The sequence below is a fragment of the Pelistega ratti genome (genome assembly GCF_009833965.1).
GTDB classification, from domain to species: domain Bacteria; phylum Pseudomonadota; class Gammaproteobacteria; order Burkholderiales; family Burkholderiaceae_B; genus Taylorella; species Taylorella ratti.
In genome coordinates this window covers 311,861-334,278 of sequence record NZ_CP047165.1, presented here as the reverse complement: position 1 = coordinate 334,278, position 22,418 = coordinate 311,861, and the positions used below count along the sequence as shown (strand labels likewise).

Below are 22,418 nucleotides of genomic sequence, written 5' to 3'. Positions count from 1 at the left end.
GCAATCTATTTAAATCAGTGAGTTATAAAAACGCTTGGGGCTATACAAAATAGCCCCTTTTATTTATTAATTATCTCATAATAGCCTATCCTACCTGATCTCAGCCTTATACCCAATCATATAGATAAGATAAAGTTATATAAAAATAACTAATCCCCATCATCTTACCCTTGAATTCTTTATTTTTTTCTCCATATTATAGAAACAAATAATTTAGGAAGGAATTATCTTATGACAGTTAAAGTACTTAACGAAAATAATCTTGCTGAAACGATTACCAATAATGATATTGTGATTATTGACTTTTGGGCTCCATGGTGTGGCCCTTGCCGTCAATTTGCACCTGTTTTTGAAGCTGCTGCTGAAAAACATAGTGATATTACCTTTGCTAAGGTAAATACCGAAGAAGAACAAGGGCTAGCAAGTTCTTTTAATATCCGCTCTATTCCTACTTTAATGATTTTTAGAGAAAAAGTATTATTAGTTAATCAATCAGGTGCACTACCTCCTGCCGCACTTGATGATTTAATCGCACAGGTTAAAGCAGTTGATATGGAAAAAATTCATGCTGAAATAGCAGCCAATCAAGCAGCTAAATAAACCTTTTCTCCCTTTGGGTCTGTTGGTTTTAATCATGCTAACAGGCCCTTTTTATATCTACCGCATAATCCAGATAAGAGATAAAAAAATAATAAAAATAGCGCTCTTAACTATTAAGCATAAGAACCATACTACACTAGAATTATATGGATAAAATGATTTTTTACCATGTAAATAAAAAGATACATTGCTTATCTACTATTTTCTACACATTATAAAAAATAGAAGAAAAACCATATTTTCTGACATAAGGCTAGAGATAAAAGACAACAAAAAACCCCTGATACAATCAGAGGTTAATGCGATTTGATGGTGGGTGCTACAGGGGTCGAACCTGTGACCTACGCCTTGTAAGGGCGCCGCTCTACCAACTGAGCTAAGCACCCATCAAATGGGTAGTAACACATAAAACGTGGTGGGTGCTACAGGGGTCGAACCTGTGACCTACGCCTTGTAAGGGCGCCGCTCTACCAACTGAGCTAAGCACCCGTTGTATGCGTTAAAGATTAGAATTATAAAGAGCTTTTTACATTTAGGCAAGTATTTTATAAAAACAAATAATTTATAAGTATTATTCGTTGTATTTTTACAAATATTTTTAAAAATCTATAGAAAGTATTATAGATATATGATTTTTATTTGTCATTCAGACTATTCTAATGAAACAGCAATAGTCATACTTCAATAACGCACAATGAACAGTGAGCATACAAGCCATTATTCACATATATTCTTATCAACTACTTTTGTGATCTTCCATCAATAGTAGCAGATACCTTATTTTTATAAATTGAGGTATAAAAATACGATTTACTGATACCTTACCTAGTATTGTTATAAAAACAAAAACCAGTAATTTAAGTTACTGGTCTTCATAGTAGTCTTTTGAAAAATTACTTCGCTTTTTTGATTAACGCTTTGATTGAACAGCGTCTTTTAAAGCTTTACCTGGTACAAATTTAGGTACTTTAGCTTTTTTGATTTTGATCTCTTCTCCAGTGCGTGGATTGCGTCCAGTACGTGCTTGACGTTCAGTAACACGGAAAGTACCAAAACCAACTAAAGTGACAGTATCACCTTTTTTAAGGGTTTTTTTCACGGTTTCAATGGTTGCGTCTAATGCACGAGCTGCTGCTGCTTTTGAAATTTCAGCACTTTCAGCAATTTTTTCTACTAATTCGGTCTTGTTCATCAAATTACCCCTATAAAATAACAAAACTACTGCTACTATAATCGCTTGAATAGATAAACCTGTCAAGTAAATCCTTCAAAATTTCCTTTTATTTTTAGTGATATGGCTACTTTTTATCACTAAAGAAGGTAATAATGTAGGTTTTTTATCACAGACAATTGTTTTTTCTATACATTTGACTGCATTGTTTTCGTATATGCTTGTTCAATATCAGCGATTAAATCCTGAATATTCTCAATACCTACCGAAATGCGCAAGAGATTATTCGAGATACCCATTTTAGCACGTTCTTCTGGCGGTGTTTCCGCATAAATAGTTGGTGCAACAGGTAAACAAAGTGTTCTGTTATCACCAAGATGCGTTGCTAATACAATCATGTTTAAATGATTAAGGAATGTTATTAAATCAATATCTTCTCGTAGAGAAGCAGCAATCAGAGAGCCATAACCTTTACCATTAAATAATGATTTTGCTAACTGATGCTGTGGATGTGTATCTAAACCAGGATATTTTACTTCGGAAAAGATAGGACTTTCTTGCATATAACGAGCCAATGCTAAGGCATTCTCATTACTCTTTTGTACGCGCAATGTTAATGTTTCTGCACCAATAGCGATACGATTAGCCGTATCAGATGTCATGGTTGCACCCATATCACGTAAGGCTTTTTTCTTAATTTGAATTAATGCCCTATTTTGAGTGGGGTAGGCTTTATATATTTCCATAATATTCGGATAGTATTCCCAATCATAAAGCCCTGTATTCGTAATAGATCCACCTAATGCTGTTGCATGACCACAAATCGCTTTAGACAACGAATGAACCACCAAAGAGGCTTTAATATCCTTTCCTTTCAATAAATAAGGCGTAGCCATCGTCATATCTGCAAAATACACGAGTTTATGTTGTTCACATAAATCACCTATCGCTTTTAAATCACTGACTTGTGTAACAGGGTTCGCAATCGCTTCAGTAAATACTAATCGCGTATTGGGTCGAATATTTTTTTGTACATCTTGAATATCAGTGGTATCAACCACACTCATTTCCACCCCAAATCGCTCTAAGGTACTAAATAAGCTCTTTGTATTACCGAAGATATAACGACTAGTAATAAAATGATCCCCTTTATTGAGTAACGTTAGCATAACAGCAGCAATTGCTGCCATACCAGAGGCAAAGCAAACACTACCTGTCCCCTCTTCTAACAACGTGATTTTGTTCTCTAATGCTGCTACCGTAGGTGTCCCTTGTCGTGAATACGCATAACCGGGGGTATTTCCAAAAACGGCAATTAGGTCTCGTACATCTTTAAAAGAATACTGTGCTGATATATGCAGAGGTTTATGTATCGCATTATGTTCTACTGATTGACGGCGATCTGCATGAAGTAATTGAGATTCAATATGTTCTTTATACATTTTATTTCCCCTTTAAGGAACGTTGACGATGCGTTTCATACAAGCACACGCCACTTGCAACACTCACATTAAGACTTTCGACAGAACCCGCCATAGGAATTCTAACTAATTCATCACACGTTTCAGCTGTTAGGCGACGCATTCCCTCTCCTTCAGCCCCCATCACCCAAGCAATAGAACGAGTCGCATCTACTTGATAAATATCCTGTTCTGCTTGATCAGTAGTACCCACTAACCACACATCCCGTTCTTTTAACTCACGCATAGTACGCGCTAAATTGGTTACCATAAGATAAGGTACTGTATCTGCTGCTCCACAAGCAACGCGCTGAACCGTTGTATTTAAACCAACAGCCTTATCTTTAGGTGCAATCACGGCATGAACACCTGCCGCATCTGCCGTACGCAAACAAGCCCCCAAATTATGAGGATCTGTCACCGAATCAAGAATTAAAAAGAAAGCGGGACCTGTTATGACATCTAATACATCATGAATATTAACCGCTAATTGACGAGGTTCAGCCAGTGCGACAACCCCTTGATGCCTTACCCCCTTGGCAAGACCATCTAAGCGATCCATAGAAACCGCATAAATTTTTACTTGATAACGATCAGCCTGCTCAACAAGCGTTAGCATACGCTTATCTTTTCGAGAGGCTTCAATATAAATCTCTTTAATAGAATCTGGTGCATGACGTAATCGTGCTGTAACCGCATGAAAACCCGCCAAAATTTGATGAGAAGCCACGTTTTACTACCTTTTTTAAAATGAATACTCTCATTATATAGGCTTACTTATTAAAAGTAATTCATTTTTGCGAATTGTTCGAATAGAAAACGATTTGTATCTTTATAAAAAGAATAAGCTTAAAACAATTACTTATATGGTTTTATCCATACACTACTATCTTAATAGCCTATCATACTCTTTTTTATAATAGGCTATTCCTATTATAATTTACCGTTTTTTTCGGTTTGATTTTTTAGAGGCACTTACCCGTTTATTTACTTTCTTAGTTTCTCTTTTGGCAGCTGCTCTACGCTGACGGGCTGTTTGTCCCTTAAGTGCATGAGGTTTTGGTTTAGCCGCTTTTTTTACTTGACGAGAAACTTCTCTTTGTGATGTATTTAACTCTTTTTGTACAGAGGTATAATTTAATCCTTTGACAGGAATAAAATCAATTCGGCGCGCCTCTAAATCAACACGAGCAACCTGAATATGTACAGTATCACCCAAACGATAGCGAATACCCGTACGCTGTCCACAAAGCTCATGATTTGTTTCTGAAAAGACAAAATAATCTGACCCTAGTTCAGAAATATGAATTAATCCCTCAACAAAAAGCGTATCTAAGGTCACAAATAAGCCAAAGCTCGTTACACCCGTTACTTTACCGCTGAATACTTCACCAATACGTTCACGTACATACCAACATTTAAGCCATGCCTCCACATCACGAGATGCCTCATCTGCACGGCACTCTGTCGCTGACAATTGTAAACCTAAGCGTTCCCATACAGCATGTTCATAAGCTTTTAATGGTTCACCCTTAATGCGCTCTACCCCATCTATTGTCGGGGTATATTTTTGTTCGCTTAAAATCGCTTTGATAATACGATGTACGAGTAAATCAGGGTATCGGCGAATAGGAGAGGTAAAATGCGTATAAGCCTCATATGCTAGACCAAAATGCCCTACATTATCAGGACTATAAATCGCCTGCTGCATAGAGCGTAAAGCCATCGTCTGTACTACCTGATAATCGGGTCTGACTCTTGCACTTTCTAATAACTCCGCATAATCTTTACCCTGAGGTTCAGTCCCCCCTGCTAGTTGTAAACCTAACTGTTTTAGAAAATCTCTAAGACTAGCAAGTTTTTCTACCGTTGGGCCTTCATGTACCCTGAATAGCCCTAAACGTTTATGTCGTAAGATAAAATCAGCCGCACATGTATTAGCAGCAAGCATACATTCTTCAATAAGACGGTGTGCATCATTACGAATAGCAGGTACAATTTGCTCAATTTTACCCATATCATTACTGATAATTTTAGTCTCTACCGTCTCAAACTCCATTGCTCCTCTTTGTTTACGAGCATCAAATAAAAGCTGATAAAGTTGATACAAATCATGTATATGGGGAAGAACGGCTTTTAGCTTTTTAGCTGTTGGGCCTTCTGCTTGCTGTAAACTATCCCAGACTTGGGTATAGGTTGTTCTTGCATGAGAATGAATCACCGCATTATAAAATTGATAGGCTTGTACAGTCCCTGCTTTTGCTCCCGTTGCTGGAATGACCATATCACAAACCAATACCAAACGATCTACCGCTGGATTTAAAGAACATAATCCATTAGATAGCGCCTCTGGTAGCATAGGAATAACACGGCGAGGGAAATACACAGATGTTCCTCGTAGCAAAGCATCTTTGTCTAAACTATCTTGAGCTTTTACATAATGTGAAACATCCGCAATCGCAACTAATAATCGCCACCCTTTACGTTTACGCTTTTCTGTACCTAAATTAATAGCTTCTGCATATACGGCATCATCAAAATCTCGCGCATCTTCACCATCAATTGTAATAAATGGAATATCACGTAAATCAATTCGTCCCTTTAAGTCACTTGGTTTTACATGATCGGGTAATTTATCAGCCTGCTGTAGTGCAGCTTTTGAGAATTCAGCAGGAATATCAAACTTACGAATAGCAATTTCAATTTCCATACCAGGGTCATCTATTTCCCCTAATACCTCAATAACCTTACCCATAGGCTGACTATAGCGTGTCGGCTGTTGTGTAATATCAATAACAACAACTTGCCCATGTTCTGCAGATAAGGTTTCAGCAACTGGAATGATAATATCATGCTTAATCCGTTGGTCTTCTGGTACAACTAACCACTGCCCTTGCTCATACAAAATACGACCAACCAGTCGGGTAGTGCCTCGTTCAATAATCTCTAAAATCGTACCAACTAAACGACCTCGTTCATCTTTATCCGTAATTTTGACACTCACTGTATCACCATGAAGCACTTTGAGCATCTCTCGATTAGGAAGAAAAATATCTTCGCCTTCCTCTATTGGAATAAGAAAACCAAAACCATCTCGATGCCCTTGTACCTTACCAATAACAACTGCTTCATTCTGATCATTAATTTTATAGCCCTGTCGTACTTGTATTAATTGCCCATCTCTTAACATGGCAGTCAATCGTTTTTCTAATCCTTGTATGCCAGTATCTCGTGATAAAGCAAAATGACGTGCTAATGCATCTAGCCTAATTTGTTTTTTATATTCCCGCATAAATGCCAATATCGCTTCACGGCTTGGTACATCAGGATCAAATTGTATTCCCATATCAATGGGGGTATTTGTATTGCGTATGACCAAAAGGGTCTCTCCATTATTTTTCTTCATAAAAAGTAATTTCATTATAAAAGAATAACATTACTTCTTTATGACGTTGACAACAAAACCATTTTTCTTTGATTAAAAAGATATTAATACATCTTTCAAGATTATTTTAGTTTTAGATAATTTATTAAAAAATAATTTTTAAAATTTATCATAAAGATAACGTGCTACCATCAAAAAACACATGATAACCACAAGTGGTCTAATTAATTTACCACCTTTATTAATCACCATTAATGAGCCTAAATAAGCCCCTATAATTTGTCCGATAATCATTAATCCCCCAACTACCCAAAGCACTTTCCCACTCAATGCAAAGACAATAACAGAAGCAATATTACTGGCAAAATTAAGCACTTTTGCATGACCTGTAGCGGTAATAATTTGCTGACCTCTTAATGCAATATTGGCTAGTGAGAAAAAAGAGCCTGTTCCTGGGCCTAAGACACCATCATAAAATCCAATAGAAGGAACAACAATCGTATTAAAAGATTTTTCTGATATTCTGGGTTTTTTCTCAATATCTCCCATATTGGGTACTAATAAGAAATAAAGACCAATTAGTATTAATACAATAGGGATAAAAATATCCAATACCGATACATTGATAAAATGAACAATAATTGTCCCAATCGCCGCACCAACAAAGGACATAATTGCCGCAAATACTATTTGCCTAGGATTCACTACACGTTTTTTAATCATCGTCAGAGAAGCAGTAAGAGAACCTGCCATCCCTTGAATTTTATTTGTTGCCAACGCATTAAGAGGTGGAATCTGCGCCAATAATAATACAGGAATACAGATTAAACCACCTCCTCCAGCAATCGCATCAATAAACCCTGCCAAGATAGCTACAAAAAAGAATAGTAGCAATAATTCCCATGTAAAATTTAAATCCATAAAAATAATGAAAAATATCAATCAGAATAGAAAACTTATTCATATTACGCTATTATTAGGCATCTATATAGCGTTTAAGAAATTTTTGGAAATAAAATGGCAGAATACTACTTAACCATCAAATCAATTCATATGAGTTGTGCTTATTTAAGCATTTCTTTATTACTTCTCAGAATCTTCTTATCAGTCTATCGACCAGCACTATTAGAGCAGGCAACACTTAAATATCTTCCTCATGTGATTGATACCGTTTTATTAACCTGTGCGATGCTAATGCTGACCGTTATTGGACCTAATCACCCCTTTATTCTCGTAAAAATTATATTACTCTGCGTTTATATTGGTTGTGGTTATATGACACTTCGTGTGGCGAAAACACTCATAGGTAAATTAATAGGAACAGCCGTAACCTTATTTGTATTTATAATGATTGTAGGTGTGGCTATTTATAAAAGTCCACTTTCATGGTTTGCAGCTTAAAAATACCATCTATTCATATAAAAATCGTCAGTTTATTAAATCGTAAACTGACGATTTTTTGATTAGCTGACTTAAAATACCAAACGCATTGTTTTATGTTCAATGCTAGCATCTAAATAAATATCACCCTCTGCCTTAAAGCCATACCGCTCATAAAATCCCATAGCGTGTAATTGCGCCGAAAGTACAACCTCTTTATACCCTCGCTGACGAGCCTCTTCGATTAAGGTTTGTAAAATAATACCACCAACCCCACTGCCTCGTACTGATTTGGATACCGCCATACGTCCTATATGCCCATCTGGTAATAAGCGACCTGTTGCTACCGCTTCATGAGCATGGTTAAACACGACTGCGTGTAGGCTACTTTCGTCCATTTCATCCAGTTCTATCTCAATAGGTACATTTTGCTCATGAACAAAAACTTCAAATCGCACTTTACTAGCAGCCTCTCCAAGCTGTAACCATGAACCAAGAGCTAAAGATAAATTTAAATCTTCTAATGTTTTACTACGCATTTCTCTATTCCTAAAAACAATTGGGACAATATAAGACGCTAAAGATAGATTATTTAGATGATACTATAACTTTCACCACTACTTATCTCTAGCATAACAAGCAAAAATCAATCAATAGATACGCTTATATTCTGCTTAATTTAATGATTGAATTGTCCACTGCCCTTTTCCTTCAATCTTCAACAATGCTGTATGGTGTGTATATAAAGTACTACGATGACCTATACTGACTAAACGAAGCTGAGGAAGTGTCTCTCTAATCAATTTATACATAGCATACTCTAAACCTTCATCTAAAGCCGCTGTTGCTTCATCTAATACAGCCACTTTAGGTTGATTCAATAATATACGCGCAAAAGCAATACGTTGCTTTTCACCTGTCGATAGAACAGAAGACCAATTCACTTCTTGTGTTAATTTATCAATAAGATGTGATAACGAAACTTTATGTAAAACCTCTTTAGCCAAAACCTCTGCATTATCAGGTATCACATCAGGATAAAATAATGCGTCTAATAGTCGCCCCTCAGGAATATAAGTATTTTGAGAGATAAATAAAATATCTTTAGACGGACGTATAATTTTTCCCTCACAATAGGGCCATAATCCTGCCATTGCCCGTAATAAGGTTGTCTTTCCTGACCCCGTTTGTCCTTGGATTAATAGAGCTTCTCCCTCATTGACTTCTAAAGAAACATTTTTAACTAAACAACGTCCATCAGGGGTTGAAACCGATACATTTTCTAACCGTATCATATCACCTTGCTCTTCAATATTAGGGGTGGGTAAATCCTCTGCTTGTTCCAAGTTATACTGAAAACCCGTTAAGCGATCCAATACCGCACGATATTGTGCAAAGCTATCATAAGCATTACGGAAGAACGATAAATTATCTGATAAGTTACCAAAAGCCTGTGCCGTTTGAACCATACCACCTAAATCTAATTTACCTGCGAAATAACGAGGGGCTTGAAGAATAAATGGGAAAATAGCAGATGTTTGAGTAATAAAGAAATTAAATCCTTGAAACTTAATATTCCTATGTACAATATCCCACATATTATTAATCACGTTAGTAAAGCGTTGAGCCAGCTGATTTTGTTCAATCTTTTCACCCGCATAGACAGCAATACTATCCGCATATTCTCTTACACGAATAAGAGAATAACGATAGTTCGCATTGAGCCGTTCATTTAAAAAATTTAGCTGGATTAAAGGTCGTCCAATTTTAAATGCAAATACGGTTGCAACTAATACATAGATAAAGAGAGCAAAAACCATGCCTCTATCAATCGTAAAGCCTAAAATCTGTATTTCACCTGATAAATTCCATAGAATAATCGTAAAAGCTACCGCCGATACCATAGAAGAAATAACACCAAGAACAAGCTCTAAGGAGAGTTGAGCAAAACTTAAAATATCTTGTTGAATACGTTGATCAGGGTTATCTGCTGCATCTGGTAAATAATAAAGACGATAATAGTTTTTCTTAGCCATCCAACGATCTAATAAGGTATTATTTAATGTTTCTCGCCATTTAATGGTAAAGCGTTGCTGTAGGTAATACGATAATAAGGCTCGAACGATATGAATAGAGGCAAGCACTGCAAAAACAACTGACTGAACCCAAAAAGTATGTTCATCTAACTTTTGTAAAGCCGAGTACATAACGTTATACCAGTTTGAAAATAGTACACTTATCCTTACCCCAAAAAGGCTTAACAAAAGAATAAAAGCAAAAGTAAATACAGTAAGAGGATTTTTGACGGGGTTAAAGTAATGTCCTGATAATTGCCAAAACTGGGCAGCCCATTTAGTCGTTTTAATCAGAATAAAACCGATAATAACGAGTAATAAAGATGAAATTAAAAATGCACTACCTACCCATAATGCACTCTCTAAAAGCTCTTTTGTCCAATCCATAAAAACCTATTTTTTGCTAATCTTACCTGCTCTCTTCTATTAAACAGCAGACAAATACTATTTAAAATAACAATCATTAAGTTTACCATAGTTCTCCAAATTTCTATCTTAAGAACACTATCTTAAATCCCTTAGCACAACCCACTTTTTAATGAAACCCAGATTTATATAACAATCTACCGTACAATATAGGTATCACTCAATTACTATTTGTCATAACCGTATTATGAATTTTAGAGAACAAGCGCTTTTTGCCCTTCAACAAACCGATATTGCCCAAAAATCACAATTAGTACGTAATATTAGTCTGGAAACACATCCTCTCTTATCAGAGCAGATTATCACCAATACCCTACCCTTACCTGGACGACCTGATCGCCCCGAACTTGTTGATCCTCGCTCTGTAAAAGTACGTTCTGTCGGTTCAGAGCAAGGGCGAGCGACACTCTTACATGCTATTGCTCACATTGAGTTTAACGCTATTAATTTAGCACTTGATATTATTTGGCGTTTTCCTCATATGCCCCCTCAGTTTTATACGGATTGGTTACGCGTTGCTAAAGAAGAGGTCTATCATTTCACCCTAATACACGAACATCTTAATCAACTAGGTTTTCAATACGGTGATTTCAGTGCGCATAGTGGCTTGTGGGATATGTCTGAAAAAACACAAAATGACCTTATCGCAAGACTCGCCCTAGTCCCTAGAACATTAGAAGCAAGAGGACTAGATGTCAATCCAGCCATGCAAGAAAAATTTAAACAAATCGGTGATACCAAAGCAGTAGAAATTTTAAGTATTATTCTACGCGATGAAATTGGTCATGTCGAAATTGGAAATCGTTGGTATAAATATATGTGCCAAGAGCAACATTTAGACCCTATTCAATATTATGCTGAACTCCTGATACGCTATCATGCCAATAAACCCAAAGGACCTTTTAATATAGCCGATAGAATAAAAGCAGGATTTACACAAGAAGAGATAGATTGGTTGCAATCCTTGTAGGAATATTAAATTTATTCATGCTCTTCTTCCTATTATGCTATACAATTTTATAGATAATTCGATACATTTATTCTTATAGGGTTTTCCTTCTTTATCAGAAAATTTTATACAGGTTTTACCACAAGGCATTTATTATTTATAAAGGATTATGATGCAAAAGTTTTTCATTATTCTATTAGTCTTTATCGCTTCTCTGATGGCACTCACTTTTGGTGAAGGAGTCCTTCGCTCTTTAGGTCATTTTATCCAAATTATTTATTTTGGTATCTATGAATATTGGCAAGATATTTTTGATTATCTTGGTCATTTTATCAGCCTTCATCCTTATAAAATTATTCTTGCCTTAATTATTACGGCAATTGTCTCTTTCTGGTTATTCCATCAAAAAGAGCAAGTTATCACCCAACCCAATAGTCGCCACAAAATCGCTATTCTCTTAGCCATCTTTCTTGGCTGGTTAGGGGCACACCGTTTTTATAATAATCAAATTGGATTAGGGCTAATTTATATTATCTTATCTATTCTCTTTACGCCCTTCTCTATTTTACTTAGTCTTATTGATGCCTTACATTTTCTCTTCATGTCAGATGAAACGTTTTCAATTAAATATCCTCACTAAAGTTATCTTATTATGGAAATTCAACACCTTACTATTCCGCATCAACATTTAGAAGCTAGTCAATTACTCAGAAATTGGACGTGGCTTTTTGAACCTCGCTTTGAAATTGTAATGATTACCAAGCTAGGCGATGCTTTTTTAATTGAACCACAAAGTGGCGAGATTTTCTTTTTAGATACATTAGACGGTGAACTAGAATCTATTGCTGATTCTGTCAGTGATTTTCGGCAATTATTAGCCGATCAAGATTTTGTCATTGATTACTTTTCTCTAGAGCTATTAGCACCTCTTATCCATCTTGAGATGCCAGAGAATACCGTTTATAGCTTTAAAGAACCGCCCGTCTTAGGAGGGGCATTACAAAGTGATAATCTTGAGCTTTTTGATGTACAAGTACATTTTGATGATATGGGTAAGCTATGGTATCAAGTGGATCAATTAGCAGAAGAAATGGATACATTGGAAAAAACCTAATTTTAATTCCTTATATGTTAAAAACTATCCTCTCTTTTTTAAATCAGAATACACCTTGCCATACTCCATACCCTTTATCGGAAGATTCATTTTAATGCTAAAATCTATCCATATCTATACTGTATTTATCGATACTATTAGATAAATTATTTATTATTATTTTATTGAAAGAAGAAGATGATGACACAACAGTTACAATCTATTTTAGAACAAGCATGGGAAGACCGTGCCAATATTTCTATCACAACAGCATCTGCTGAGTTAAAAGAAGCTGTTAATACTGCTATTGCTGGCTTAGATACTGGGACTTTACGAGTTGCTGAAAAAATTAATGGTCAATGGCATGTGCACCAGTGGCTAAAAAAAGCCGTTTTATTATCATTCCGCCTTAATGATAATATGGTCGTTAATGATACGCCTATGCAGTTCTACGATAAAGTACCTCTTAAATTCCAAGACTATACGACAGAAGACTTTAAACAAGCAGGTTTTCGTGTAGTACCTCCTGCTGTGGCTCGCCGTGGTGCTTTTATTGGTAAAAATGTTATTTTAATGCCCTCTTATGTCAATATTGGCGCATATGTTGATGAAGGAACGATGGTAGATACATGGGCAACCGTTGGCTCATGCGCTCAAATTGGTAAAAATGTACATTTATCTGGTGGAGTAGGCATTGGGGGTGTATTAGAGCCACTACAAGCCAATCCAACCATTATTGAAGATAACTGCTTTATCGGGGCTCGCTCTGAAATTGTTGAAGGGGTTGTTGTAGAAGAAAACTCTGTTTTAGCAATGGGTGTTTATCTTTCTCAAAGTACCAAAATCTACAATCGTGAAACAGGTGAAATCACCTACGGACGTATTCCATCTGGTTCAGTTGTCGTACCCGGTTCTTTACCAAGCGCAGATGGTTCTCATAGCCTTGCTTGCGCTGTTATTGTCAAACGGGTTGATGCACAAACACGCTCAAAAACAAGCATTAATGATCTATTACGTGCTTAATACTTTCTTATCACTTTATTAGAGGTAGGCGGATAAAAAACCGCCTCCTTTTTACTCAAAAAGAACCATGAGCCATAACACTATTACCGCTGTTGATTTAACCATTGATCTTATTAATCGAGATTCCGTTACCCCTCAAGACAAAGGTTGTCAAGAACGTATTGCAGAATTACTTGAAGAAGTCGGATTTACCGCAGAATACCTTCCCTTTGAAGAAGTACAAAACTTATGGATTCGTAAAGGTACACAAGCCCCACTCGTTGTTTTTGCTGGACATACCGATGTTGTACCAACTGGCCCTATTGAGCGATGGGATACTCCTCCTTTTACAGCTACTATCAAAGAAGATGGCTATTTATATGGACGCGGTGCTGCCGATATGAAAACAGGTGTTGCCGCCTTTACAATAGCTTGCCGAGAATTTGTCCAAGAATATCCTCAACATAAAGGCTCTATTGCTTTATTAATTACATCAGATGAAGAAGGCCCTTCTATTAATGGTACAGTTAAAGTCTGTGAAACACTCGAAAAACGCGGTGAACAGCTAGACTATTGTATTGTTGGCGAACCCACCTCTGATAAAATATTTGGAGACACGATTAAAAATGGTCGCCGTGGTTCTTTAACAGGTACACTAACCATCAAAGGCAAACAAGGTCATGTCGCTTATCCTGAAAAAGTCCGTAATCCTATTCATCTTGGTGCAGCCGCTATCGCTGAATTAGTCGCCACCACATGGGATAATGGGAACGATTATTTCCCAGCAACAAGTTTTCAGATTTCTAACTACCATTCAGGAACAGGTGCAACTAATGTTGTTCCTTATGTGGCTCAACTTATTTTTAATTTTCGTTTCTCAACAGAAAGTACACCCGATTCACTAAAGCAAAAAGTCCATGCTATTCTCGATAAATATCAATTAGACTATGATCTTGAATGGGTATTAGGGGGATCACCTTTCTTAACGGAAAAAGGTAAACTCACCGATATTGTACAAGAAGCTATTTTTGAACAAACAGGAGTACATGCCTCACTAAGTACAACAGGTGGTACATCTGATGGACGTTTTATTGCTAAGATTTGCCCACAAATTTTAGAGTTTGGACCTATCAATGCCACTATTCATCAGGTCAATGAATGTGTTGCTGTCAATGATATTACAACACTGAAAAATATTTATAAGCGTTCTTTAGAAAAGCTATTGCTTAGCGAGTAATACACTCAATACCTCATACAATATTTATATTAAAGGAAATAATATGTCTGCATCTCTTAACAATTATGATGAACTAAAAACAGTCCGCGATATGATTCGCTATGCTGTTTCTGCCTTTCATCAAGCAAAATTATATTTTGGACATGGTTCTGATAATGCATGGGATGAGGCAGTGTATCTAACCTTATTTTCACTTCATTTACCCCTAGATCATCTTGAACCCTTTTTAGATGCACATTTACTTCAAATAGAAAAACAGCGTTGCCTTGACCTTATTCACCAACGTGTTGAAAAACGTGTTCCTTTAGCCTACCTAACGGGTGAGGCTTGGTTACAAGGATATCGCTTTATGGTAACACCTGACGTACTTGTGCCTCGCTCTCCTATTTCTGAACTTATCAGTGAGGGATTACAACCATGGATAATGGATCCCGAAGCACCGCTTAATATTCTGGATTTATGCACAGGTTCAGGTAATTTAGCTATTCTAGCGGCATTACAATTTCCTCATGCTTTTGTCGATGCGGCAGATATTTCACCTAAAGCACTGGAGGTAGCGAAACAAAACATCCATTTATACAAACTTCAACACCAAGTGCATTTATATGAGTCAGATTTATTTGATCATATTCCCGTAAAGCTTTATGATGTCATCATCTGCAATCCTCCTTATGTCAATAGCACCTCTATGCAGGAACTACCAGATGAATACAAAAACGAACCACAACTCGCCTTAGCAGGAGGAGAAGATGGTATGGACATTATCCGTAAAATTCTCTATGCAACACCGAATTATCTCACAGAGAATGGATTTCTTTTACTCGAAATTGGTCATGAATATGAGAACTTTCTTACAGCATTCCCCTCTATAACACCAACATTATTAGAAACGGAAACAACCGATGAGAGTATCTTATTATTAACACGAGAAGATTTACTGATGTTAGATTAGTTATTCTTTTTATTCTTAAAAAGAATGATATTTATTTTAACTTTAAATAATTTATACCTAAAATGATTAGAGCAACAGGCTTAACACTGCGTCGAGGCAATAAAGTTTTATTAGAAAATACCGATTTTGTGATACATCCCAAAGAACGGGTAGGTATTGTCGGTAAAAATGGCGCTGGTAAATCAAGCCTTTTTGCTTTACTACTAGGTATGATAGACCAAGATGCCGGTGAAGTTGATATTCCCTCAAGCTGGCGTATATCTCATGTTAAACAAGAAACCTTAGTAGGTCAACAAAGTGCAAGAGAATTCGTAATCGATGGGGATACACATCTTCGTCAATTACAAGCTTTACGGGCTGTTGTACCTGATACAGACGGACAAGCAATCGCTGAATTAGAAGGTGAATTAACCGAAGCAGGACATTGGACAGCTCGCTCTCGAGCAGAGCAATTATTAGCAGGTTTAGGGTTTACACCTGAGCAATGGGAACAATCTATTGAAAGCTTTTCTGGTGGTTGGCAAGTACGACTTGCCTTAGCCCGTGCTTTAATGATGCCTTCCGATTTATTGCTCCTTGATGAACCAACTAACCACCTAGACTTAGATGCTATGCTTTGGTTAGAAAAATGGCTACAACACTATGAAGGAACAGTCATTCTTATTTCTCATGATACTGAATTCTTAAATGCAGTAGCTAAAACTATTCTTAACTTTGAGGCACAAAAACTTATCCGCTACAAAGGTAATTACGATAGTTTTTTAACCCAAAAAGCAGAACGTATCCGTCAAATGCAAATTGCTATTGATAGACAAACACGTGAAACACAACGTTTACAACAATTTATCGATCGTTTTAAAGCAAAAGCAAGTAAAGCAAAGCAAGCACAAAGTCGCGTAAAAGCATTAGCCCGAATGCAGGTACTCTCCCCTATTAAAGCAGAATCCAGTATTGATATTCGTATTCCTGATCCACTTAATATGCCAGATCCTCTAATGATTATGGATAAATTAAGTGTGGGCTATACAACAGATCAAGGGCAAAAACCTATTTTAAAAAATATTAACCTCATGCTTCGTGGTGGTGCTCGTATTGGTGTATTAGGTGTTAATGGTGCAGGTAAATCAACACTGATTAAAACAATTGCACATGAGCTTGAACCCTTAGCAGGTGAGTTTAAACCCTCTAAGGGCTTATCTATTGGTTATTTTGCACAGCATCAGCTTGATATGCTTGATATGCAAGCTTCCCCTCTGACACACCTTCAACGCATTGCTGATACCCATATTAGAGAACAAGAACTGAGAAACTATCTCGGTATGTTTGGCTTTAGTGGAGATAGTGTTAATAGTCCTATTACCCCTTTTTCAGGAGGTGAAAAAGCACGTTTAGCCTTATCACTCGTTGTATGGCAAAAACCTAATTTATTATTACTGGATGAACCAAGTAACCATCTTGATGTAGAAACCCGTGAAGCATTAGCAACAGCATTAGCAGAATTTGATGGTAGTGTACTAATGGTATCCCATGACCGCCATTTATTAAGAACAACTGTTGATAGTTTTTGGATTGTTGCTGATGGAACCGTACTAGAGTTTGAGGGGGATTTAGAAGATTATCAAACATGGTTATCTAATCGACAGCAACAACAAAAACGTGAAGAACGAGACACCCAAGTCAATATATCCAATACTCGCAAAGACCAAAAACGTTTTGAAGCAGAAGAAAGACAACGTAAATCTGCTTTACGTAAACCACTCGAAAAACGTATTGCTACGATTGAGAAAACCGTTGAGCAAAACCAAGCGCGTCTTGCCCAGATTGATACCTTTATCGCTGATGAAGATTTTTATAGTGAAGCACGTAGAGAAGAAAGAGTAAAGCTACTCGAAGAACATGGTAATTTAAGCCGTGATACTAGTATTTTGGAAGAAGAATGGATGACATTACTAGAACAAATTGAAGCGATTAATGCTGAATAGTTTATCCCAAAAAGTATTCTTAGTAATACATCTCTATATGCTATACCCCATACTATTGCATCTCCAGCGTAAAGATAGAGTAAAAGGTAAAGATATTCAGATATAATGGGAAAGGTGATAAAATCATGCCCGCTAATCTTTTTTAAGAAGATATATTATCCGTATTATCACGCTATCATCATATAAAGAGGAATACCGATGAAATTAGCCGAAGCCTTAATTGAACGTGCCGAATTACAACGCCGTTTATCACAATTAAATCAACGTTTAGTTCAAAATGCTAAGCATCAAGAGGGGGAAGAACCTGCTGAACATCCTAATGATTTATTAGCAGAGTATTATAGTATTTCTGCACAATTAGAAGATTTAATTGTCAGTATCAATAAGGCAAACTACCATATCCAATTAGATAACGGTCTTAGTATGGTGCAAGCACTGGCTAAACGAGATCATCTTAAAGCAACACATAGTATGCTGATTAACCTTGCCAGTAACGCAACACCCGATCAATCTCGCTATAGTCGATCTGAAATTAAAATGGTTGCTTCAGTCGATATTCGTCAAATCCACAAAAAAGCAGATGATATTGCACGACAACACCGTGAATTAGATACCAAAATCCAACAAGCCAATTGGGAGAATGATTTATAATACTTTATTAAGTTTTTAGGTGTATTTTTGGTTTAAGACGAACACTACCCCTCTTTTCGCTTAGGGTAAAAAGCGATATTCCTTACACATTAGATAGGACGAAGGGCAGTCCATTTTTATGATTACCGTGTCGCCCAATATTGCTTAATGTGTATTATTTATTGTTATGATGTACGACTAAGTGTTGATTAAACTAAAAATAAGGGTGGGTTTTGGGGTTTATACGTCTTATTTAGAAGGCATTAATAAATATTCTTCTTGGTACTTTTATGCACTTTCTGCATAAATCGTTCCATTTTTTCTAGCGATTTTACACCCGGTATTTCTTCTACGCCACTACTCAGATCAATAAAGGCATAGTGATCAAGTAATTCACCCACATTACCCTCATGAATACCCCCTGCAATAATCATTCGCTCTAAGGGTAAATCTAATTCCTTTAAAATATCCAGATTAAATCGAATACCTGCTCCCCCGTACTCGCTACTATAAGCATCAAAGAGAAACTGTTCACTGTGAGGGTATTGTTGGATATAGGCTTGGATTTCTTCTGTTGTAGTAAGATTTTCAGCCCCTACTCGCACGGCTCGCCAATAGGGATACTGAAATTGCTCACAAAACTCACCCGTTTCATTACCATGAAACTGTATGGCAGAGGGTTTTAACTCAGCAATCACTGTGTTTACTTCCTCTACACTAGGATTTACAAGCAGCACAATACATTGCATCGTATCAGGTATAGCTGCTCGTAACCGTTTAGCTTGTGCTAAGGTTAATGCCCTCTTACTCTTAGGATAAAGTACAAGACCAATCGCATCTACACCCAGTTGTTCTGCAAGCTGAATTTCTTGTACTTGCCGTAATCCACATATTTTGACTTTCATCTACTTTCATCCTTTACCTTAGAAGAAAGCTGGCTCTTCTTCATTACTTGGAACACCTGCATCAATAATAATCGTATTGGGATCAATATGAGTATCCGTATGCTTATAATGCGTTACCACTTTTGGAAAAGCCATTACAATTGCCACCATTAATAATTGAATGATAATAAATGGAATTGAACCACGGTAAATATCACTTGTTTTCACTCGTTCAATCAGCCTACCCGTGACTTTATCTTTATAGTCCTCTTTGGGTGCGACTGAGCGTAAGAAAAATAGTGCAAAGCCAAATGGAGGATGCATAAAGGAGGTTTGCATATTTACTGCTAATAATACACCAAACCAGATTAAATCAATTCCCATTGACTCAGCCACAGGGGCTAATAAAGGCACAATAATAAAGGCTAACTCAAAGAAATCCAAGAAAAATGCTAATAGGAATGTTGCAATACTAACAACAATCAAAAAGCCAATCTCACCGCCCGGTAGAGAAGCAAATAACCCTTCCACCCAATGCTGACCACCAAAACCTGTAAATGTAAGGGTAAAGATAGTAGAACCAACAAGGATAAAGATAACAAAACTGGTTAATTTAGTCGTACTCTCCATCGCTTGTTTTAATAACGGCATATTTAAACGACCACGCGCTAGTGCTAATAAAATAGCCCCAACTGCACCCATTGCCCCGCCTTCTGTTGGTGTTGCCACACCAATAAAAATTGTTCCTAATACCAAAAAGATAAGGAATAAAGGAGGAATCATCACAAAAACAACTCGCTCTGCAATCTTGGATAATAGACCAAGTTTAAGCACTTTATTGATAATCGCTACAATAAAGGCGACACATCCCCAAATCAATAGTCCAGTTAAGATTTTTTCATCTAAAGCGGCTTTTGCACTAAATGTCTCTAATACAAAAAAGTAAGCTATTACACCAGCAATTACACTCAAGATAAGAAGAGATAATAAACCTGATTTTCCATTAGATTCTTTATAAATACGATCACTTTCTGGAATAGCAGGTGTTGCATTAGGCTTAAATAAACCCGTAATAAGTACATAAACCATATAGGCACCAGTGAGTAATAAGCCCGGGAGCATAGCGCCACGATACATATCACCGATAGAACGACCTAATTGATCCGCTAGAATAATAAGAACAATAGAAGGTGGAATAATTTGTGATAATGTTCCTGCCGCTGCAATAACCCCTGTTGCCAATTTACGGTCATAGCCATAACGTAACATAATCGGTAGAGAAATCAGTCCCATAGAAATAACTGATGCCGACATTACCCCTGTTGTTGCTGCCAACATAGCTCCCACAAAGATCACCGCATAGGCTAGCCCCCCTCTTACCGATCCAAACAATTGACCAATTGTTTCTAAGAGATCTTCAGCCATCCCTGATCGTTCTAATACTAAGCCCATTAACGTAAAGAAAGGAACAGCTAATAATGAATCATTTTGTACAATACCAAAAATACGTTCTGGTAATGCCCCTAAAAACTCAAAAGGAAATTCCCCTAAGTAAATACCTAGGATAATATATAAAATACCATTTGCCGCTAAAGAAAAGGCGACAGGAAAACCCATTAATAAAAACCCAATTAGGGTAAGGAACATAATAGGTGGCATATTCGCAATCAAAAACTCCATTTTTATTTTCCTCTTTATTGTTTATTTTCAACTCTAACCGTAATTTCTTTTGCTAAAGCTTCTTCATCGGTTTCGGTACGGTGATGTACAAGTGGATTAGGTGCTATCCCCTTTAAAAAAGCAATACACTTAATCAAATGAGAAAAACCAGCTAGTATTAATAAAGAAAAGCCAACTGGAATTAATAATTTTACAGGCCAACGGATAAGTCCCCCTGAATTAGAAGACTGTTCCCCTGTTACAAAAGCAAGTTCAACAAAAGGAATCGAAAGATATACGATTAATAGACAAGCTGGTAACATAAAAAAGACAACACCCACTATATCAATAATCACTTGTGTGCGTGATGAAAAACGTTGATTTAAAATATCGACCCTGACATGTTCATTTCTAATAAAGGTATAAGCAGCTGCCAATAAGAAAATAGCACCAAATAAATACCACTGAATTTCTAACCACGCGTTAGAACTGATATGAAAAGTTTTACGGACAATCGCATTACCTGCACTGATAATCACCACAATCAATGTAATCCACGTTACCGCTTTACCTATCCATGTAATAAAATTATCAATTGCTCTGGATAATAAAAGTAAGCCTTTCATAAGTATCTCAATAATCAATAAAAAACAACTATCTTTTACTTATATACTTAACGTATATAAGTAGTTTATATCTAAAATAATCTTTTGTTAAATAGATTGAATTAAGCTATCAAACGCATGGTGTATATCAAATTGTTGATATACTTGTAATCCAAACTGTTCAGGGTAATCCACATTCACTAGATAAAGACCATCAGCCATAAATGTAGGTGCAGAAAAAGAACGATTCCTTTGATATAACAACTGTTGTATCCATTCGGGTGGAAAACGCCCTTTTCCTACATATACTAAAGCACCAATAATATTGCGTACCATATGGTGTAAAAAAGCATTCGCTTTTAGGGTAAAAACAATGAAGACACCATGTTGCTCAATCGTTAATTGCTCTAATGTTCTGATGGGACTAGCCGCCTGACAAATAGAAGAGCGAAAAGACGTAAAGTCATGTGTACCAATCAAATAGCTTGCCGCTTGTTGCATTAAAGTAGTATCTAAGGGGTGAAAATCCCAACCTGCTCGTCCTTGCCAGCTAGGAGCAAGATTCATTTCATTACGAATAATATATACATAGGTACGAGAACACGCACTAAACCGTGCATGAAAATCACCACTTACCTCATGCGCCCAACGCACGCGAATACTGGGCGGCAATAAAGCATTTACCCCCCTTACCCATGAGAATAATTGCCGTTCTGCCACTGTATCAAAATGAACGATTTGCCCTAGACCATGTACACCTGTATCTGTACGTCCTGCACAAATGGTATGAATAGGCTCAGCAGTAAATTGCGTCAATGCGTTTTCAAGAAAGTCTTGAACGGTATTACCATTGGGCTGTGTTTGCCAACCATTAAAGGATTGCCCATCATAAGCAATCCCTAATGCCATGCGTTTGTATACCGGCATG

21 protein-coding genes and 2 tRNA genes are annotated in these 22,418 nt (G+C 36.8%); 10 read left to right on the top strand and 13 right to left on the bottom strand.

The features are described from left to right. Positions 1-231 precede the first annotated feature (231 nt). The gene (gene trxA / locus F9B76_RS01410) at positions 232-600 is read left to right on the top strand and encodes a thioredoxin (RefSeq protein ID WP_159990475.1); all 369 of its coding nucleotides are present in this window, start codon (positions 232-234) and stop codon (positions 598-600) included. Positions 601-910: 310 nt separating this feature from the next. Here trxA and F9B76_RS01405 read toward each other — a convergent pair. The 7 genes from F9B76_RS01405 to F9B76_RS01375 all read right to left on the bottom strand — a co-directional run bounded on the left by F9B76_RS01405 (position 911) and on the right by F9B76_RS01375 (position 7,537). Then, positions 911-986: transfer RNA gene (locus tag F9B76_RS01405), tRNA-Val, on the bottom strand. A gap of 27 nt (positions 987-1,013) precedes the next feature. Then, positions 1,014-1,089, bottom strand: a tRNA-Val gene (locus F9B76_RS01400). Between the two features lie 421 nt (positions 1,090-1,510). Further along, positions 1,511-1,792 carry an HU family DNA-binding protein gene (locus F9B76_RS01395; protein ID WP_159990474.1) on the bottom strand — a complete coding sequence of 94 codons (282 nt, stop codon included), beginning with the start codon at positions 1,790-1,792 and terminating at the stop codon, positions 1,511-1,513. A gap of 167 nt (positions 1,793-1,959) precedes the next feature. Continuing rightward, on the bottom strand, positions 1,960-3,213 hold the full coding sequence (locus F9B76_RS01390; protein ID WP_159990473.1) for a cystathionine gamma-synthase family protein: 1,254 nt from the start codon (positions 3,211-3,213) through the stop codon (positions 1,960-1,962). 1 nt (position 3,214) lies between these two features. After that, entirely contained in the window at positions 3,215-3,961 is a 747-nt protein-coding gene (rlmB, locus tag F9B76_RS01385) for a 23S rRNA (guanosine(2251)-2'-O)-methyltransferase RlmB (protein WP_159990472.1), read from the bottom strand. A 210-nt stretch (positions 3,962-4,171) separates the two neighbouring features. After that, positions 4,172-6,637: a ribonuclease R gene (rnr, locus tag F9B76_RS01380; protein WP_159990471.1), complete on the bottom strand. Its 2,466-nt coding sequence runs from the start codon at positions 6,635-6,637 to the stop codon at positions 4,172-4,174. 138 nt (positions 6,638-6,775) lie between these two features. Next, on the bottom strand, positions 6,776-7,537 hold the full coding sequence (locus F9B76_RS01375) for a TSUP family transporter (RefSeq protein WP_159990470.1): 762 nt from the start codon (positions 7,535-7,537) through the stop codon (positions 6,776-6,778). Positions 7,538-7,633: 96 nt separating this feature from the next. On the opposite strand from F9B76_RS01375, the gene F9B76_RS01370 reads away from it, so the two are divergent. Then, a complete protein-coding gene (locus F9B76_RS01370; protein ID WP_159990469.1) occupies positions 7,634-8,017 on the top strand; it encodes a SirB2 family protein in 384 nt (127 codons plus the stop codon). Between the two features lie 71 nt (positions 8,018-8,088). Here F9B76_RS01370 and F9B76_RS01365 read toward each other — a convergent pair whose 3' ends face one another. Then, a complete protein-coding gene (locus F9B76_RS01365; RefSeq protein ID WP_159990468.1) occupies positions 8,089-8,535 on the bottom strand; it encodes a GNAT family N-acetyltransferase in 447 nt (148 codons plus the stop codon). A 135-nt stretch (positions 8,536-8,670) separates the two neighbouring features. Next, positions 8,671-10,458: an ABC transporter ATP-binding protein/permease gene (locus F9B76_RS01360; RefSeq protein ID WP_159990467.1), complete on the bottom strand. Its 1,788-nt coding sequence runs from the start codon at positions 10,456-10,458 to the stop codon at positions 8,671-8,673. 223 nt (positions 10,459-10,681) lie between these two features. On the opposite strand from F9B76_RS01360, the gene F9B76_RS01355 reads away from it, so the two are divergent. The 8 genes from F9B76_RS01355 (at position 10,682) to F9B76_RS01320 (ending at position 18,363) form a co-directional block, all read left to right on the top strand. Next, on the top strand, positions 10,682-11,467 hold the full coding sequence (locus F9B76_RS01355; RefSeq protein ID WP_423805511.1) for a ferritin-like domain-containing protein: 786 nt from the start codon (positions 10,682-10,684) through the stop codon (positions 11,465-11,467). 148 nt (positions 11,468-11,615) lie between these two features. Then, complete coding sequence (locus tag F9B76_RS01350) at positions 11,616-12,086, top strand: TM2 domain-containing protein (protein ID WP_159990465.1); 471 nt, start codon at positions 11,616-11,618, stop codon at positions 12,084-12,086. Positions 12,087-12,098: 12 nt separating this feature from the next. Then, positions 12,099-12,560 carry a T6SS immunity protein Tdi1 domain-containing protein gene (locus F9B76_RS01345; RefSeq protein ID WP_159990464.1) on the top strand — a complete coding sequence of 154 codons (462 nt, stop codon included), beginning with the start codon at positions 12,099-12,101 and terminating at the stop codon, positions 12,558-12,560. A 180-nt stretch (positions 12,561-12,740) separates the two neighbouring features. Continuing rightward, on the top strand, positions 12,741-13,562 hold the full coding sequence (gene dapD / locus F9B76_RS01340; protein WP_159992043.1) for a 2,3,4,5-tetrahydropyridine-2,6-dicarboxylate N-succinyltransferase: 822 nt from the start codon (positions 12,741-12,743) through the stop codon (positions 13,560-13,562). Positions 13,563-13,629: 67 nt separating this feature from the next. Further along, entirely contained in the window at positions 13,630-14,778 is a 1,149-nt protein-coding gene (dapE, locus tag F9B76_RS01335; protein ID WP_159990463.1) for a succinyl-diaminopimelate desuccinylase, read from the top strand. Positions 14,779-14,821: 43 nt separating this feature from the next. Further along, complete coding sequence (gene prmB / locus F9B76_RS01330; RefSeq protein ID WP_159990462.1) at positions 14,822-15,730, top strand: 50S ribosomal protein L3 N(5)-glutamine methyltransferase; 909 nt, start codon at positions 14,822-14,824, stop codon at positions 15,728-15,730. 62 nt (positions 15,731-15,792) lie between these two features. Then, the gene (locus F9B76_RS01325; RefSeq protein WP_159990461.1) at positions 15,793-17,712 is read left to right on the top strand and encodes an ABC-F family ATP-binding cassette domain-containing protein; all 1,920 of its coding nucleotides are present in this window, start codon (positions 15,793-15,795) and stop codon (positions 17,710-17,712) included. A gap of 198 nt (positions 17,713-17,910) precedes the next feature. Continuing rightward, complete coding sequence (locus tag F9B76_RS01320; protein ID WP_159990460.1) at positions 17,911-18,363, top strand: DIP1984 family protein; 453 nt, start codon at positions 17,911-17,913, stop codon at positions 18,361-18,363. 242 nt (positions 18,364-18,605) lie between these two features. On the opposite strand, the gene F9B76_RS01315 is transcribed toward F9B76_RS01320, so the two are convergent. The 4 genes from F9B76_RS01315 to truA all read right to left on the bottom strand — a co-directional run bounded on the left by F9B76_RS01315 (position 18,606) and on the right by truA (position 22,417). Further along, positions 18,606-19,247, bottom strand: a complete 642-nt coding sequence (locus F9B76_RS01315; protein ID WP_159990459.1) for a phosphoribosylanthranilate isomerase — start codon at positions 19,245-19,247, stop codon at positions 18,606-18,608. Positions 19,248-19,265: 18 nt separating this feature from the next. Next, positions 19,266-20,906: a TRAP transporter large permease gene (locus F9B76_RS01310; protein ID WP_159990458.1), complete on the bottom strand. Its 1,641-nt coding sequence runs from the start codon at positions 20,904-20,906 to the stop codon at positions 19,266-19,268. Positions 20,907-20,920: 14 nt separating this feature from the next. Beyond that, positions 20,921-21,511 carry a TRAP transporter small permease subunit gene (locus F9B76_RS01305; protein WP_159990457.1) on the bottom strand — a complete coding sequence of 197 codons (591 nt, stop codon included), beginning with the start codon at positions 21,509-21,511 and terminating at the stop codon, positions 20,921-20,923. An 87-nt stretch (positions 21,512-21,598) separates the two neighbouring features. Next, positions 21,599-22,417, bottom strand: coding sequence for a tRNA pseudouridine(38-40) synthase TruA (gene truA / locus F9B76_RS01300; protein WP_243140660.1), 819 nt, complete (start codon positions 22,415-22,417; stop codon positions 21,599-21,601). Between the last annotated feature and the right edge of the window lies 1 nt (position 22,418).